Raw genomic sequence first — 17,327 nt, 5'->3', positions numbered from 1 at the left:
GTATGCATTATTGTTTTCCGAATGTGGCGAGGGTCGAGTATTATGGCAGCTCTAGTGTCAGCACCATGCGCATCAGATCGGACAGGCTGTCGGCTTCCATCTTCTCCATCACTTTAGCCCGATGTGCCTCGACAGTGGATTGGCTCACATCGAGATCTGCGGCGATCACTTTATTGCGCTTTCCTGCCACCACAAGTTCCAGCACTTCTCTCTCCCGCGGTGTCAGGCGATCCAGTCGCTCTTTAATATCCGCAAGCCTGGAAGCCTGGCCCCGCTGTTCCGCATCTTGTTCAATGGCGCGATGAACACTGTCCAGAAGGGACTGATCGTTAAACGGTTTTTCGATAAAATCCACCGCCCCTGCCTGGACGGCACGGACCACCATGGGTACATCACCGTGGCCTGTGATGATGATAATGGGAGGGTGCAGGGATTCTGATTTCAGATAGACCTGCAGATCCAGGCCGCCCATACCGGGCATACGCACATCCAATACCAGGCAACCGGGGCGTGTGGCATCGAAGGCATCGAGATAAGCCTGGGCAGACTCAAACGTCTCCACAGCAAGTCCAACAGACTCCATCAGAAGCTGCAGTGCATCACGCACCTCCTGATCATCATCGACAATAAAAACCGTTACATCTTGAGTCATTGCTGATTCTCCCCGGACTCTATCGGCAGTGAAAACCGGAAAACCGCCCCTTTTCCGCTCTCTGAATCAAGATATAGCCTGCCTTTGTGGGCTTCAATAATACCCTGACTAATTGAAAGGCCAAGCCCCATTCCATCGGGCTTGGTGGTCACAAACGGGTTAAACAGCTCGGACGCCACACTCTCATCAAGGCCTGGCCCGGTATCTTCCACTGTTACCACCACCATACCCGGGTGTTTTGATGAGGTACGTATGGTCAATATCCGGTCACATTCCGTGCAATCAGCCATCGCTTCAATGGCATTTCGCGCCAGGTTGAGTATCACCTGATCAATCTGGACGTGCTGAGCCAGCACTTTGCCGACATTACCCTCCAGGAGCAGTCTGACCTGCACCTCCGCCCGCCTGATTTCAGGCTTCAACAGCAGCATCACCCCGTTAATCACCTGGTTGAGATCGATGAGACTGAGCTCCGGCTGATCCTTGAGGACAAACTGACGCAGCTGACGAATAATCTCTCCGGCCCGTTCAGCCTGGGCACCAATACGTTCCATAACATCGGCACACCGTTCCCTTTGGGAGCCACCGCTCTCCAACATGCGAATACAGGCGTGGGCATTGGTGGCAATCGCCGTGAGAGGCTGGTTCAGCTCGTGGGCAATACCGGAGGCCATCTCACCCATGGTATTCAGCCGGGCAACATGAGCCAGCTCCATCTGATGCTGCCTGACCACCTCCTCCGCCTGCTTACGCTCACTGATATCACGGAACACCACTACACTGCCCACCGTCTGCCCCTGGTGATCTTTTATCGGTGTACTGGAGTACTCCACCGGAATACTGCCACCGTCCTTTTTCCAGAAGATATCATCGCTGACAAATCGTGGGACGCTATCCAGATAGGTGGCATAGACAGGACACTCTTCCGCCGGATGCGGACGTCCATCCGCCCGAGTGTGGTGCAGCAATTCATGCTGGTTTTTACCAATCAAATCATCCTCGTTCCAGCCGGTGATCTGCTCTACTGCCTGATTGACGAAGGTTGCATCCCCGTGCATATCCACACCGCAAATGCCATCTCCCACCGAGTTCAATATCAACTCATACTGCCGTTCCAGATACTGTTTTGCTTTCTTCAGCTCACGGTTCAGGCGTGCGATCCAGGTCGTCATAAATGCCATGAAGACGAGGAAAACCAGACTTGCCGCCAGCCAGTACCAGTACTTTTTTATCGCATCCTGCAGCGTGAAACGCCCTAGATTCTGATAAGGCGGCAAATGCAGATCCCGGAAAAGCTCATGCACCGGCTGGTAATCCAGAGGAATAGTCCATCCGGCATATCGCCCCGCTTTGGCTGCGGGGTGCTCCACCGGCATATTCAGCAAAGCTACCGCCACCCGTTGCGCCAGTTCATTGGAGGTGTGCTGAACCTTACTGAATGGCCACTCAGGATAGAGCCGCGTACTGCGGACGAACAGAAATTCCGGATTTGACCGCGGATTAATGATTTTGAAATCATCCAGGTGAATATCCCCTGACACCGCCATCCGCTCCAGGATATCGGTACGCACCGTGCCCGCATCGACCCGGCCGTCTTTAACCGCCATCACCACGTCATCGTGAATGCCGCCAAATGAAAGTTGGGAGAGATCCTTTGAAGGGTCAACACCGCTGGCCTTGAGCTCACGCCAGGCCATCTGAAAACCACCGAGAGAGGTCTTATCAACCGCCATTAAATGCTTACCGCGCAGATCTTCAATCGAATTGATATCTTTTCTGTCATAGCGGGTAAAAATAACCCCTCCAAAAGTATTAAGAGAGACATCTCCCACCAGATTGTTCAGGGTTGATATACGGGATATCCGGTAGCGAACCTCCAGGTTCACATAGATACCCGGATTGACCAGAATAAAATCGACCTGGCCAAATTTTACCGCCGGGTCCACCTCATCAAAATGCAGCGGGGAAATTTCAAATCGATGACCGGGTATCTCGCCGGTTAAATAATCGGCCGTGGGCGACCACATTTTTACCGTGGCCTGATCGCCCCGGTGGCTCAACACACCGACCCGTATAAGCGTATCTTCAGCCCAGGCAGAGCCGAACAGCAGTTGCAGAGACAAAATCAGTATCAGGAATCCAAGCCGCATACAAAAACCATCTTCCGGAAGAGACTTTTTGAGACTACGTAATTCTGCCAGTACTGACAAGTGATCCCTGATTCGGCAGGTTAGATCAACACTTCGCAACTTTATGGCAACCCATCAGCCCCACGACAGCGGGGGGGGGGGGGGTGGAGAGGCAGCAGCGAGGGAATTTACCATGGCAAACTATTCAGCATATCCTTTTAACCACAGATTTCTCAGATGAAAAAGGCTCGGTGATTGAAAAAGCAATTGAACTGCAACAGCAAAATGGTGCCAAGCTCTCCCTGATTCATGTCGTTGAGTACAGCGGCACCATGTACACCGGAGAGATTCCACTCCCCGAGGATCTGAATCTCGATCAACGCATCGCTGAACAGGCGGAGATCAAACTGGAGCAACTTGCCGAGCGCCATCAACTCTCAGAATCCACTCGCTTTGTTGAGATTGGCACGCCCAAGCGGGAGATTATCCGGATAGCGAATGATCAGGATGCCGATCTGATCGTTATTGGCAGCCACGGCCGCCACGGACTGCAACTGCTCCTTGGCTCCACCGCCAACGGCGTGCTCCATCTGGCACCCTGCGATGTGCTTGCAGTGAGAGTCGGGAAGGGCTCTTGATCGAACGGTGTTGACTAGTGGGCCGTCATCCCGGCCTGCGTCGTTAAACAAACAATCCCATCTGCAAAAGTTATAGTCAAATCTGGTGTTTAGCCAGTTGAATCAAGCGGCGACCTGATCGACTCCTGCTACCTCAACACCCTCTTTAAATTTGATTCCGGTTATCACCTTCGCCAGGTAATCGAAACCCCGTAATCGTCTCCACGTCTTCTCGGCACACATGCCGAGTTTGAACGTCATGTGTAGCATGCCGTCACGCGATAGGCAGCCCTTGGAACGCCTGGTTCGATGGAGGATTGTCCCGAAGGTGGATTCAATCGGATTGCTGGTCCGAATGCTCTGCCAGTGCTGCGCAGGAAATTGATAGAAAGCCATCAGTTCCTCTCGGTCTTTGTGCAGACAGATGGCAGCCTCCGGATACTTTGGCTCATACGTTTTGATAAACAGATCAAAGGCCTTTTCCGCATCGGCCTGGGTCTCCGACTGCCAGATGTTATGCAGTGCCTGCTTCGCTTTCGGCTGAGCTGACCTTGGCAGGCAGTTCAGCACGTTCATGGTCTTGTGCATCCAGCAGCGCTGCTGGCGCGTCTCCGGATACACTTCCTCCAGCGCAGCCCAGAATCCCATGGCACCGTCACCGATCGCCAATTTTGGCGGGGTCAGTCCGCATGACTTCAGTTTCAACAGTACCTCCCGCCAGCTCTGTGCGGACTCCCGTACACCATCCTCAATTGCCAGAAAATGCTTCTCACCACGCCGATCACCACTAGGGCACACAGCTTCGTCTGCTCTCTGTCCGCTGTAGACCCCGTCTGCCCACACATACACCCAATGGCCCTTATCCAGACGCTCCTCGCACCAGCCCCGATATTCTTCTGCCCAGACCTGCTTCAGACGCGACACCGTGCCGGCCGACAAGCCTGTTGCATCCGGACCCACCAGCACTTTCAGGGCTTCACCCATCTCTCCACTGGAAATCCCCTTCAGGTAGAGCCACGCCAGCGCCGCTTCCAGTGACTTCGTCTTGCGTACATACGGCGGCACCAGAGCTGATCGGAACGTCACCGGCTCGCCGGTCTTCGCTCGTATTTTGGGGATCTTGACCGTGACCGGCCCCAATCCTGTCTGCAGTTTACGAGCTGGCAGGTGACCATTACGCACCACACCCGTCTTGCCATCCTCTGTCCGTCGCTCGACGTGCTCCGCCAACAGCTCCAGCAGCTCGGCCTCCACCCGCCTGGTAGATCAACTGCTCTGCACCGCTTCTCAGCAACTCTGTCAGCGGATCGATAATCGTATCGCGACCTGCCAGCTTAACAACGTTATTCTTACTCATGGTGGCGTATCTCCAATGGTTGTTTTGATGTCTCGCAACAACAAATCAACCAGATACCCCGCTCTTTTTCAATTCCTTTCAAACAACACTTTCAGTTATAACTCCATCTGCAACGCAACCATATAGAAGGCCGTGCCAGAGAAAATGCTGAGCAGCGCATGACCTTTCAATAGACGAACCAGACTGGTCAATGAGAGGGCCAGCAGTTCATTTGCACCGAAAGGAGGTTGCATCATATCCACAGACTTCAGGCTGTATATCACCAGAATAGTCATGATGGAGGGAGGCATGTAGCGCCCAAGAAGCATCAACAGCGGGTGTTCACCCTTGTTTTTCAGCGCAATGAAAGGGATCACACGGGTGAGGAAAGTGGCCACCGTCATCACCAGAAATACAGCCAACAGATATCCGGTATCACTCATGCGACGTCTCTCTCACTTCGATAACGCAGAGCAAGAACAATAATCGAGAGTCCGATGGCAACGAGTAACATCTGCTCCTTGACGAATAGCAGCGCCACCAGAGCGCAAACTCCGGCGACGATAAAAGGGAAAGGCTCCCGTATCTTTTTCCACTGCTCAATAACCAGCACCATAAACAGGGCAGTCAGGCCGAAGATCAGATAGAACTTTTTCAGGCCGGTTGCCCGGTATCGGGTCAGCAGGGAGAGGCCAAAAAAGAGATGGCGGGAGTTGAGGATAAATGTCGATACCGCTATCTCCAACAGACCGGCATGGGCGGTAAGCAGGCCGATCGCCATGAATTGCGCCGCCCCGGCGAAGATAAAAATCCCCATAACAGGGGCAAAATAACGGGCATTGAGGCCCTGAAAGCCTCACGAATGAGAGAAAGCCGATCCACCCTAGAATCAATCCACCCAGACCCTGGCATTGCGGAACAGCCGTAACCAGGGGCCATCGCTCTCCCACTCATCCGGGTGCCAGGAGTTCTGGACGGTACGAATCACCCGCTCCGGATGGGGCATCATGATAGTGACACGGCCATCTTTACTGGTCAGGCCAGTGATACCCTGAGGTGAGCCATTGGGGTTGGCCGGATAGCGGGTGGCTACTTCACCACTGTTCTCTATATAACGGAGTGTCACCTGGTCCTCGACTGAATTCAGGTGCGCTTGGTCACGGAACTCAGCCAGACCTTCGCCATGGGCAACCGCAATCGGCAGTTTTGAACCGGCCATTCCGCGAAGCAGGATAGAAGCACTCTCCTGCACTTCAACCGTAACGAAGCGGCCTTCAAACTGCTCAGAACGGTTGCGTACAAAATGGGGCCAGCTTTCAGCACCGGGAATCAATTCATGGAGATTCGAGAGCATCTGACAACCGTTACAGATACCCAGTGAGAAGCTCTCCTCACGTTGAAAAAATGTCTCGAACTGGTCACGGGCACGGCTATGAAGAAGAATCGACTTGGCCCAGCCTTCACCCGCACCCAACACATCACCATAAGAGAACCCGCCACAGGCCACTATCCCCTTGAAATGCTCCAGAGAGACTCTGCCCTCAAGGATATCCGACATATGGACATCCACGCTGTCGAAGCCGGCCCGGTGAAAAGCGTTGGCCATCTCGATCTGACCATTGACACCCTGCTCCCGCAACACCGCCACCCGGGGTCTGACCCCTCTGTTGACCATGGGTGCGGCAATCTCTTCCGATGGATCGAAAGTGAGTAAGACCTGCATGCCGGAATCTTCAACTTCTGCTATGCGCTCAAACTCTTCTCTGGCACAAGCGGGATTATCCCGTAATGCCTGCATCTCATAAGTTGTTACTGACCATGCCTGCTGCAATTTAATCCGTTCCACACCCAGCAGCGTGTTGTTACCACGGCTGATTTCGATGCGGTCCTTATCGTTCAGGTTGCCAATCACATGGCTGTACTTGCCCAATCCTGCATCCTGCAGCGTCTTCAGCACCTCGTCCGTATCTTTGTGCCGGACTTGGATAACGGCACCCAGCTCCTCACTGAAGAGGAGAGCCAGATCGCCATCGCCCAGCAGGTCCAACCGGACCGAGATGCCCGTATGCCCGGCAAAGGCCATCTCACATAAAGTGACGAACAGACCACCGTCCGAGCGGTCATGGTAGGCTAGCAGCAGATCTGCCTTATTCAGCTCCTGAATACTGCTGAAGAGATGCTTCAGCACTTCGGCATCTTTCAAATCCGCGCCCTGATCTCCGACCTGTTTGTAGACCTGCGCCAGTACAGACGCTCCCAGTCGATTGGCCCCCTTGCCCAGATCGATCAGTATCAGATCACTGTCTCCCTGGTCGGTACGCAGTTGAGGGGTCAGGGTACGGCGGACATCACTGACAGGCGCAAATCCGGTGATGATAAGGGACAGGGGCGCAGCCATGGCTCTATCTTCACCATCCTGCTGCCAGACCGTTTTCATCGACATAGAGTCTTTGCCCACGGGAATGGATATGCCGAGTGCGGGACATAGCTCCATGCCCACAGCCTTGACGGTTTCGTAGAGTTTGGCATCTTCTCCGGGGTGGCCGGCAGCCGCCATCCAATTGGCTGACAGTTTAATATCGCTGATTTGGTCGATGGCCGTCGCCGCCAGATTGGTAATCGCCTCGCCGATGGCCATACGGCCTGAGGCAGGCCCATCGATCAGCGCCAGGGGTGTTCGCTCGCCAATCGCCATGGCTTCTCCGGTATAGCCGGAATAGTCAGAGAGGGTGACCGCCAAGTCAGCTACCGGAACCTGCCAAGGTCCCACCATCTGATCCCGCGCCACCTGGCCGGTAATGGAGCGGTCGCCGATAGTGATGAGAAAGGTTTTATTGCCGACCGTCGGCAGCCGCAAAACCCTAAGGGCCGCCTCTTTCAGATCCACACCGGTAAAATCGAGCGCCGGCTTATGGAAAGACAGGCTTTTTACATCCCGCAACATGCCCGGGGGCTTGCCAAACAGCAGTTGCATCGGTATATCGATCGGCGTGTTATTGAAATAGGCGTCACCCAGGAGCAGATGTTCTTTCTCTATCGCCTCGCCTACCACGGCGTAGGGGCAGCGCTCGCGTTCACAGATCGATTCAAACTCGTCCAATTTGTCAATGTCGATAGCTAACACGTAGCGTTCTTGGGCTTCATTGCACCAGATCTCCATGGGCGCCATGCCGGGTTCATCATTTGGCACCGTCCTCAGCTCGAATTTTCCGCCCCTTCCTGAATCATGAACCAGCTCCGGAAGCGCATTCGAGAGTCCGCCGGCACCCACATCATGAATAAACACGATCGGGCTCTCTGTTCCTCTAGCCCAGCAGCGGTCAATCACCTCCTGGCAACGCCGTTCCATCTCCGGATTGGAGCGCTGCACCGAGGCAAAGTCAAGATCTTCGGCAGAGGTGCCACTGGCCATGGAAGATGCCGCCCCGCCACCAAGACCAATCAACATCGCCGGGCCGCCCAATACAGCCAGGGGCGATCCCGCTGGAAATGGCGCTTTCTGAACATGCTCTTCGCGAATATTACCCAGGCCACCGGCAAGCATAATCGGCTTGTGATAGCCCCGGAGCTCATCGCCATTCGCTCCCGGAACCACCTCCTCGAAGGTCCGAAAATAACCACACAGGTTGGGCCGGCCAAACTCATTATTGAAAGAGGCGCCCCCAATCGGCCCCTCCAGCATGATATCCAGTGCCGAGACAATGCGGTCCGGCTTACCGAAATCCACCTCCCAGGGCTGTTCTGCGCCGGGTATCCGCAGATTTGAGACAGAGAAGCCAGCCAGCCCCGCCTTGGGCTTGGAGCCCTGGCCCGTTGCACCCTCATCCCTGATCTCGCCCCCTGAGCCGGTGGCAGCGCCAGGCCCCGGTGATATAGCGGTAGGATGATTATGGGTTTCCACTTTCATCAGAATATGGATATTTTCGAGATTATACCCGTAGCTGTGGCTATCAGGATCCGGGATAAACCGCTCACCTTGATGCCCTGTCATCACCGCCGCATTATCTTTGTAGGCGGAAAGAACATTCTCTGGTGACTGCTCCGTTGTATTTCGGATCATACTAAAGAGCGAATGCTGCTGGCGTTTGCCATCAATAATCCAGTCAGCATTGAAAATCTTGTGCCGGCAGTGCTCGGAATTGGCCTGGGCAAACATCATCAGTTCAACATCCGTCGGATTGCGACCCAGCTCCTGAAAACTCTCAACTAGGTAGTCTATCTCTTCACTGGAGAGCGCAAGGCCCAGCTCTCTGTTTGCCAGTTTCAACGCCTCTGTACCACCGTCCAAAACATCAACACTGATGAAGGGGTTCGGTTTTGCGTGTGAGAAAAGAGCAGCCGCACCATCAAACTCAAAAAAAACTGCCTCTGTCATCTGGTCATGCAGCACTGACATTGCGGAGATCAACTGGCCATCGTTGAGGGCTTCGCCCTCAGGCATCAGATAGTAGGCAACACCCCGTTCGAGTCTCTGCACCTTATCCAGGCCGCAGTTGTCGGCAATATCTGTCGCTTTAGTAGACCAGGGAGAAATGGTTCCGGGACGCGGCACCACCAGCAACAGAGTACCTTCCGGCTCATGCTCCTGCAGATGCGGACCGTACCGAAGTACCTGTTCGAGCACCTGCCTCTCACTCTCTGCCAATGACTCATCCAACTCGGCAAAATGCGCATATTCGGCATAGAGTCGGACGGAGCGGCCGATAGCCGCTGCCAGACGACGCTGAAGTTTATCGAGACGAAATTCAGAGAGAGCTGGTGCACCACGGAAGCTAAGCATTGCGTACCTTGTTGAAAAGTTGTTCCATTAAAAAGAAAACGATACTCCACACCACCATCAAATGATGCTAGTGAGGCATGCGGTGAATGTGGTAACTCTCGTGAAAAACTCTTATTCACCCAGGCACAGGCCAGGATAACAAATCTAGAAATCTGGGTAGAAAAATAGCCTTAGAGCATTTCTATGCGACGACGATGATAAAGAGAGTAGTAACGGATATTGCCCGGCGCGTGAGCTATCAGCCCGGAGATAATAATAACCGCCAGAAAAAGGGGAATCTTGGCCTCTGGAAACGGCGGTATGAGTGTAAGCAGGAACACTTTAAGAAGTATCGACTGCCCTCTCAGCTGCACCAGCCAGACGCCGTTGGACCAGATAGAGATTGCCATTAACCCGATACCGGATGCCATCGCAAGATAGAAATAGGGCATCCAGCTGTTATCCGCTACCGGATAGAAAAAAACGCCTCCCACCCCTGCCAATCCAATGAGATGGAGTGTCCGCAGGAGAATATTGGTCCAGCGCTGACCTGGAAAAGAACGCGATTGTTCAGGAAACAGAATCGATTTAATCGCCATTATTCAGATCTCGAACCAGCCCGTAACCTGGCCTTGGCTAGTAAATCTCAGTCGCTCTTCCAACTCAGGCACTTTTGACATCAGGGTGTCAAGCACACACTGAAACCGGTTGTTTTTTTCACTCAAATGGGCAATCAGCAGATGCTGCAGCCGGCCATGATCCAGTTGCGCCAACAGCTCGGCTGCCTGCAGATTGCTTAAGTGCCCCAGTTCACCACCGACACGTCTCTGCAGTGATAACGGATAGGGGCCTTGAGCCAGCATCTCAAGATCATGGTTACACTCCAGAAGCAAGGCATCGCAACCGACCAGCATCTCCAATATATGGGGTGTCACCCTGCCGGCATCGGTCAGAATTCCAAGCTTTGACGTTTTATCCTGGAAAACGAATTGTATCGGCTCTCTTGCATCATGGGGTACAGGGTAAGGCTGCACAGTAAGACCGCCTACAGTGAAGGCATCCTGATGGCTATGAATAAGCCGAAGATCGGGAAGCTGCCCGCATCGGTCCAGCCGATGGGTTCCGTGGGTTATCCAGACGGGTATCTGATAACGGCGGGCCAGAGCGCCCACACCGCGGATATGATCCTGGTGTTCATGGGTAACCAGAATCCCATCCAGCGTATCCGCCGCAACATCCAGTAACTCCAGCCGCCGCGTCACTTCCCTGGCGGCAAAGCCATTATCCAGCAGCAGCCGGGTGCCTCCGCCCTCTACCAGGGTGGCATTACCCCGGCTTCCACTGCCCAACGAGGCAAAACGCATTGCAGATCTCGTCCGGTACCGCTATTTAATCTGCTCATTCAACAGTGTCAGAATGCGCATTGCTGTCTCACTGTTATCTCTCTCACCGTTCTCGTTTAAAACAACCACCTGGGTGGTATTGCCTTGTTGCGTCAAAGAGACCTGATATTGATTCTCTTTATCGATATTTCTGCCACTGTCACGCCAGAAAGCCAGCTTGGAGAGTAATCCCAGCTCTTCCACATCTTTCATAGGATCGTTGTAGCGGACATAGTAGATGCCCTTCTGGCGGTCACGGTCCTCAACGGAAAAGCCGACCCGGTCCAGAGCCACACCGGTCAGTCGCCAGGCACGTGGACGCTCTTCATCAATCACCAGAGAAACCTGATCGCGACCGCGATTCAATGTCGACCGGAACTTCTGAGAAGCACCATTCGCCGCCAGGGAGCGGCTCGCCTTCTGGTCTGCCACACCCATGTAGACCATTAGCATGCGCAGCATCTCCGCCTCAAGACCATGGTCTGTCTCCCGGGGATTCCAGACTGTCCGCTCAACACCACCACCACCTTCCTGGATAATCTCCTCCTGCATCCCCCGGTGGGTCAGATAGAGCTCCGTTGTACCTGAAGCCTCGCCCGGCTCGATGCGGACACGGTATTGGTCGCGGGTGGATGCCGAGTAGGCGCCATCGAAAACACTGCGGATTTTATCGGTAATAAAGTCACTTTTGATATCCGCTTTGTTCTCCAGCCAATCGGTTACGATAATACCCACGCTGGGATCCTGCTGTTCCAGCAAAATTCCGTTCTCCTGCCAAAATCCCACGGTCTTGTACCAGACATCGTCCGAACTTCCGCGAATCACCAGCCAACGCTGATCGCCATCCCGCTTGACCTCAATATCCTTAATTTCTGGCAACACGCCGGCACGGGTTGCCACCCGCCCCTGGACGCGCTCTCGTTCCATGACACTGGAAAGTGTCGCAGAGCCGACATTGATCGAGTCAGGTATCACCAGTTCATCGTTGATAGAACTTTTCGTTAGATCAGGCGGGATCTCAAGATTATTACCCGACTGCTTGGCCTTTTTGTACTCCACTTTCCGGTCAGGCAGGACATCGTCAACACTGGACAGGGCACCACAGCCGGCAATCAGACCAACGGCAACGGATGAGACAAGCAGTTTGAAAAATTTAGATGACATTTAAGCAGTTAACCTGTTTTTAGTGTGAGTTTTCAATTCAGTTCTGTAGCACACTGGCCTGTATCATGGCTTGCCGCAGAGTATCCCTGTATTCATCGGCGAACCAGGTCAGGGGCAGACGAATACCGGTGGGTATACGCCCCATCTCATGGAGTGCCCACTTGACTGGAATCGGATTGGCTTCGAGAAATAGATTGGTGTGCAGTGGCTGAATTGCTTTATCAATCATCTCTGCGCGCCCGGTGTCGCCGTCAAGAGCTGCCGCTATCATCTGATGCACTTCGGCGGGCGCGATATTGGCCGTGACCGAGATAGTTCCCTGCCCTCCTGCCAGCACAAACTCCCTTGATGTCGCATCATCCCCACTGAAGATATCAAATTCATCGCCGCAGAGTTCGCGCAACTGCGAGACCCGATCCAACAGCCCGGTAGCCTCCTTGATACCGATAATATTGGCTATTCCAGAGAGCCGACCCACCGTCTCCGGCAACATATCGCAGGCAGTGCGGCCCGGCACATTGTAGAGCATCTGAGGAATGTCCACCGCCTCAGCCACCGCTTTAAAATGCAGGTACAGCCCTTCCTGGGTAGGTTTATTGTAGTAGGGAGTTACCAGCAGGCAGGCATCGGCACCCGCCTGCTCGGCACAGCGAGTGAGCCGTACAGCCTCGGTAGTGGAGTTGGCACCGGTACCGGCAATGACGGGAACACGGCCGGCAGTATAGTCAATTATCTGCTCTATTGCCTTACAGTGCTCTTTTTCATCGAGGGTGGCGGACTCTCCCGTGGTTCCCATGGCCACAATACCATCGGTCCCCTGCTCGACATGCCAGCCAACCAGCGCCTTCAGACTCTCGTCATCGACACTGCCATCTTCTCTCATGGGTGTAACCAGCGCTACAAAGCTGCCTTGAAACATGCATAAACTCCCAATTACAGGCTTTAATCGCCCATTCTAAATCGCTACCCAAGAGGCTGACAAGAGATTCAGCAACTTATCAATAACTTTATGCATCCGTTTACCCGTCCATAAGGGGAGACAAGGGGGTCATCAGGAGGCTACACTCTTCAACAGCGATCAATATAATTGATAAGGAGCCCCGAGAATCGATGTCTGTCAAGAACTATCTGGTTATTTCCGCCCTTGGTAAGGACCGCCCGGGAATTGTTGACGAGCTTTCAAAAATCATTCTGGATTATGATTGCAATATCGCCGACAGTCGAATGACTGTTCTCGGTGGGGAGTTCGCCATCCTGCTGCTGATTGAAGGCAGTTGGAACACCCTGACAAAACTGGAAGATGCCATCACCGGCCTGGGAGAGAAACTGGGGCTGACCATTACCGCCAAACGCACGGAAGAGCGTGCACCGAGTGGCAGGCTCCTGCCTTATGGCGTCGAGGTAGTCTCGCTTGATAACCCAGGCATTGTCCATCGTCTGGCAAGCTTCTTTTCCCAGCGCAAAATCAACATAGAAGACCTGATGACCAGCAGCTATGCAGCAGCCCATACAGGAACCCCCATGTTTGCCGTCCACATGACCGTGGGCATCCCCTCTGATGTCCATATCGCGACACTGCGTGATGAGTTCATGGAATTCTGTGACAGCATGAATCTGGATGCCATTCTTGAACCCGTGAAATCGTGAACTAACATGACTCAACCAACCATCGATAAAAAAATACCCGATATCGAATTGCAGATTACCGGGGATAAGCAGGTAAATTTGTCCGATTATCTGAGCAAACCTCTGGTGCTCTACTTCTATCCGAAGGCGAGTACCCCCGGCTGTACACTGGAAGGGCGTGATTTCAGCGAAGCCATTGCCAAATTCCGTCGCCAGTCCTGCGTTATTCTTGGCGCATCCCGGGATAAGATAAAAGCCCAGGAAAATTTCAAGAGCAAGCAGTCATTCCCGTTTGACCTGATCGCTGATCCGGACGAAATTCTCTGCAATGCCTTCGATGTCATCAAAATGAAAAATATGTATGGCAAAAGAGTACGGGGCATAGAACGAAGCACCTTTCTTATCGACCGGGAAGGCATATTGCGCCAAGAGTGGAGAAAGGTGAAAGTAAAAGGACATGTGGATGAAGTACTGGAAGCCGTCAAAGCGTTGAATAAGGCAGAAAAATAACCGATGAACGAAAATAACGGGAGCAAGTGCCTCTTTAATCCTTGATACCAACGTACTGATGCACGACCCCACCTCTATTTTTCGCTTCCAGGAACACGATATTTTCCTCCCCATGGTCGTCCTGGAGGAGTTGGACAAGACCAAGAAAGGCATGTCGGAAGTCGCCCGCAATATGCGCCAGACCTCACGCTTTCTGGATGAATTGATGTCGGGAGCCAGCAAGGAGCAGATTGACTCCGGCCTGCCACTGCCGGCGCCAAGCAACGGCAACACAGGGGAACATGGCAGACTGTTTTTCCAGACCCGGCTGCTGGAGAACCTGTTGCCTGACTCCTTGCCCGGACATACCCCTGACAATGACATTCTGGCGACCGCACTGGCGCTGCAAAAAGATAACCCGGAATGCAACGTCACGCTGGTATCAAAAGATATCAACCTGCGTATTAAAGCCGCCGTGCTGGGCATCCGGGCAGAGGACTACTACAACGACAAGGTACTGGACGATGTCACCCTGCTCTACAGCGGAGAGCAGGAGCTGCCAAAAGATTTCTGGGACAATCACAGCAAGGAGATTGACTCATGGCAGGAGGAGGGACGCACCTTCTACCGGGTCAAAGGGGCCGACGTGGAAAACTGGTATCCCAATCAATGCCTGTTCATGGAGGGTGAAAATGGATTTGAGGCCACGGTGCAAAGCCGCGAGGATGATGCGGCAATTATCGAATTAACCGAAAACTACCGCCAGCAGAAGCACTCCGTCTGGGGCATATCCGCGCGGAACCGTGAGCAGAATTTCGCCCTTAGCATGCTGATGAATCCGGATATCGATTTCGTCTCCCTGCTGGGTTCCGCAGGAACCGGCAAAACGCTGCTGACGCTGGCTGCCTGACTGGCCCAGACCCTGGACCAGAATATCTATCGCGAAATCATCATGACCCGCGTCACCTGCCGGTAGGCGAAGATATCGGCTTCCTGCCCGGCACCGAGGAGGAGAAGATGACACCCTGGATGGGCGCACTGATGGATAACCTGGAGGTACTCACTCAGACCGAAGGAGGCAAATGGGGGCGCGCGGCAACCGATGACCTGTTGCGCTCAAGAATCCGTATCCACTCGCTCAACTTTCATGCGGGGACGCACCTTCCTGAACAAATATATCATCCTGGATGAGGCGCAGAACCCCACGCCAAAACAGATGAAGACCCTGATCACCCGCGCGGGGCCAGGGCACCAAAATCGTCTGTCTCGGTAACGTCGCACAGATCGACACCCCCCTACCTGACAGAGACCACCTCCGGCCTGACCTACGCCGTGGATCACTTCAAGAACTGGGAACACAGCGGGCATATCACCCTGCTTCGAGGGGAGCGTTCCAGGCTTGCAGATTTTGCCTCTGAGGCACTTTAGCAGGCGTGCTATCGACTCGATAATACTCACCCTGCAGAGAGCTTTAAGAACTTAGGAGCCTCTGAAGTATCAGGCGGAGAATCTGACCTTATAGATCTTATATTCTCGGCCAATTTTGGACAGTCATCCGGGAGCTGTCACTAGTTTAATCAGCTAAATTTGTCTTTAAGCCATTGACTCAGTTGTTTCAACTGACTTTTTGGATCACTGCTGTTAAATTGCCATTCACAACACCTTCAAAAAGAGATGACAATGGTCTTTTGGTGTGCCGTTAAACTGACGCATATGTCGCTTTGCCTGGTTCCAAGAATTCTCTATCCCGTTAATATGGTTATGCTTGATTTTGCGAACTAACTTACTGTGATTTATTCGATAAGTGCTTAAATTCTGAGACATCTAATGCATTAAAGCTTCTCCATGTGTCGGCATAAACAAACAACACTGTCAGGCTTCACCTGTTGCCTAATGATCGGCATTAATGTTGACCTTCAGCATCGGAGATAATAACGGTAAATACCTTACCGTTGCGCTAGCAAGCCAAAACTTTACCGACCGCACCTCGACCTCCTTTCCCTTTGCGCCTACCACCAAAATAACTTTCATCTGCTTCTATATTCTCCGTCCAGCAATTCCAAATGCCCACTGTGGTCATGGATAACCTGTCTGAGTCGATGAAAGTAATATCCCGCCGTTGTTTTACTGACGCCAACCAAAGAGGCAGCTGTTCATACTGTTGTACTCGCTACAAATAGCTCGATTAATCAACCTTTAGGTTGTACCTAACTTAATCTGCTCTTTCTCATGCTTTGCCATCCTAAAAATTATTTATTTATCGACAGCCTCAAATACAGATAGGGATTGGACTATTAGACACCAACAAAGTGCCACTCGGTTTTGACCATTTACTTGATAAGGTAATTTTTTATGTGCCCCATTGTTACATAAATAGACTTCTGACCACCCGTTCAAACTGTTTGTAAAGCTCCGGACCATCCTTGTCCATCACTTGGTCTATCACCCATCGGTTATCCTGGCTGGCCCCCATTATCTGTTGAATCTCAAAGCCAAGATGGCGCAAGAAAGAGTAGCTGGGTCCGTCACTGGTGAAGCCCAGTTCCGAATACTTTTCAGATCGCTGGTTGAAGCGTTCAATGAAAGGCGATTTGTAATCTCCTGGACCCAGCAGATCTTCACTATTATTTTCCAGGTGGTCAGCCATTTTCAGGACTAGGCTGGTGATCAAAGTTCTGCGCTCTTCCAGTTCGAGCTGTTCATGGGTCATGCGCTCGACAGCCTGGGCCTGGAAGATCAGGTACTCAGAAATGACAGCAAGCCGTTGCTGGTCACTCTCATAAATAAACTTTTCCCCATGGAGGATGATAGCTCTGTCCATGGCGATACGCCAAGCATTGAAGGCGATGGCTCCGCCAATCTCCTCCAGCGAACGGACGGCCTCTTCTTTATGCCATTGGCTCTTTAAACGCAGTGCCATAAGGGGCTACTCCTGGATATCTGCCGGGTGGCAGGTTCCTCATTTGCATCACTGGGTTACAATAACATAGAATTTTACTAGGACAATACCTGATCGAATAGAGCTGTTATTGTTAAAGTGGGTAATTATGAATAGAGCCATGGATAAAGTCCAACTTACTCTAAAAACCTTCCCAAACCAGCGATAAAGTTAGTAACTAATTCAATCTTGCTGTATCCAGCTCTGTTTCTGTTTGGCCTAATTGATATTTATT

13 protein-coding genes and 3 pseudogenes are annotated in these 17,327 nt (G+C 52.7%); 4 read left to right on the top strand and 12 right to left on the bottom strand.

Annotated features, from left to right (window positions below; translation table 11 throughout):
- Window positions 1-40: 40 nt before the first annotated feature.
- Window positions 41-652, bottom strand: a complete 612-nt coding sequence (locus MN084_RS01220) for a response regulator transcription factor (protein WP_241085178.1) — start codon at window positions 650-652, stop codon at window positions 41-43.
- Window positions 649-2,775: a PhnD/SsuA/transferrin family substrate-binding protein gene (locus tag MN084_RS01215; RefSeq protein WP_241085179.1), complete on the bottom strand. Its 2,127-nt coding sequence runs from the start codon at window positions 2,773-2,775 to the stop codon at window positions 649-651. Before MN084_RS01215 ends, MN084_RS01220 begins: the two co-directional genes overlap by 4 nt.
- 257 nt (window positions 2,776-3,032) lie before the next feature.
- On the opposite strand from MN084_RS01215, the gene MN084_RS01210 reads away from it, so the two are divergent.
- Window positions 3,033-3,419 carry a universal stress protein gene (locus MN084_RS01210; RefSeq protein ID WP_241085180.1) on the top strand — a complete coding sequence of 129 codons (387 nt, stop codon included), beginning with the start codon at window positions 3,033-3,035 and terminating at the stop codon, window positions 3,417-3,419.
- 102 nt (window positions 3,420-3,521) lie between these two features.
- Here MN084_RS01210 and MN084_RS01205 read toward each other — a convergent pair.
- The 8 genes and pseudogenes from MN084_RS01205 to dapA form a co-directional block, all read right to left on the bottom strand.
- Window positions 3,522-4,755, bottom strand: a pseudogene (locus tag MN084_RS01205) (IS256 family transposase).
- Between the two features lie 95 nt (window positions 4,756-4,850).
- Window positions 4,851-5,177 (bottom strand): branched-chain amino acid transporter permease, encoded by a 327-nt coding sequence (locus tag MN084_RS01200; protein WP_241085181.1) that lies wholly within the window; start codon window positions 5,175-5,177, stop codon window positions 4,851-4,853.
- On the bottom strand, window positions 5,174-5,551 hold the full coding sequence (locus MN084_RS01195) for an AzlC family ABC transporter permease (RefSeq protein WP_241085182.1): 378 nt from the start codon (window positions 5,549-5,551) through the stop codon (window positions 5,174-5,176). The genes MN084_RS01200 and MN084_RS01195 overlap by 4 nt, the downstream gene beginning before the upstream one ends.
- 72 nt (window positions 5,552-5,623) lie before the next feature.
- Window positions 5,624-9,514, bottom strand: a complete 3,891-nt coding sequence (gene purL, locus MN084_RS01190) for a phosphoribosylformylglycinamidine synthase (protein ID WP_241085183.1) — start codon at window positions 9,512-9,514, stop codon at window positions 5,624-5,626.
- A 170-nt stretch (window positions 9,515-9,684) separates the two neighbouring features.
- Complete coding sequence (locus MN084_RS01185; RefSeq protein ID WP_241085184.1) at window positions 9,685-10,092, bottom strand: hypothetical protein; 408 nt, start codon at window positions 10,090-10,092, stop codon at window positions 9,685-9,687.
- 3 nt (window positions 10,093-10,095) lie between these two features.
- On the bottom strand, window positions 10,096-10,857 hold the full coding sequence (locus MN084_RS01180; RefSeq protein WP_330178269.1) for an MBL fold metallo-hydrolase: 762 nt from the start codon (window positions 10,855-10,857) through the stop codon (window positions 10,096-10,098).
- Between the two features lie 21 nt (window positions 10,858-10,878).
- A complete protein-coding gene (gene bamC / locus MN084_RS01175) occupies window positions 10,879-12,039 on the bottom strand; it encodes an outer membrane protein assembly factor BamC (RefSeq protein ID WP_241085186.1) in 1,161 nt (386 codons plus the stop codon).
- A gap of 37 nt (window positions 12,040-12,076) precedes the next feature.
- The gene (dapA, locus tag MN084_RS01170; RefSeq protein WP_241085187.1) at window positions 12,077-12,958 is read right to left on the bottom strand and encodes a 4-hydroxy-tetrahydrodipicolinate synthase; all 882 of its coding nucleotides are present in this window, start codon (window positions 12,956-12,958) and stop codon (window positions 12,077-12,079) included.
- Window positions 12,959-13,149: 191 nt separating this feature from the next.
- On the opposite strand from dapA, the gene MN084_RS01165 reads away from it, so the two are divergent.
- From MN084_RS01165 to MN084_RS01155, 3 genes and pseudogenes are all read left to right on the top strand, one after another.
- Window positions 13,150-13,686 (top strand): glycine cleavage system protein R, encoded by a 537-nt coding sequence (locus tag MN084_RS01165; protein WP_241085188.1) that lies wholly within the window; start codon window positions 13,150-13,152, stop codon window positions 13,684-13,686.
- A 6-nt stretch (window positions 13,687-13,692) separates the two neighbouring features.
- Window positions 13,693-14,175, top strand: a complete 483-nt coding sequence (locus MN084_RS01160; protein WP_241085189.1) for a peroxiredoxin — start codon at window positions 13,693-13,695, stop codon at window positions 14,173-14,175.
- Window positions 14,176-14,233: 58 nt separating this feature from the next.
- Window positions 14,234-15,582, top strand: a pseudogene (locus MN084_RS01155) (PhoH family protein).
- 149 nt (window positions 15,583-15,731) lie between these two features.
- Here the strand turns inward: MN084_RS01155 and MN084_RS01150 are convergent.
- Together MN084_RS01150 and MN084_RS01145 are read right to left on the bottom strand one after the other, a co-directional pair.
- A pseudogene (locus MN084_RS01150) lies at window positions 15,732-16,340 on the bottom strand (IS1595 family transposase).
- Window positions 16,341-16,519: 179 nt separating this feature from the next.
- Complete coding sequence (locus tag MN084_RS01145) at window positions 16,520-17,074, bottom strand: hypothetical protein (RefSeq protein WP_241085190.1); 555 nt, start codon at window positions 17,072-17,074, stop codon at window positions 16,520-16,522.
- Window positions 17,075-17,327 lie beyond the last annotated feature (253 nt).

Source organism: Candidatus Vondammii sp. HM_W22, from assembly GCF_022530855.2.
Classification (GTDB): domain Bacteria; phylum Pseudomonadota; class Gammaproteobacteria; order Chromatiales; family Chromatiaceae; genus Vondammii.
This window is presented reverse-complemented; position numbering and strand designations above follow the sequence as displayed.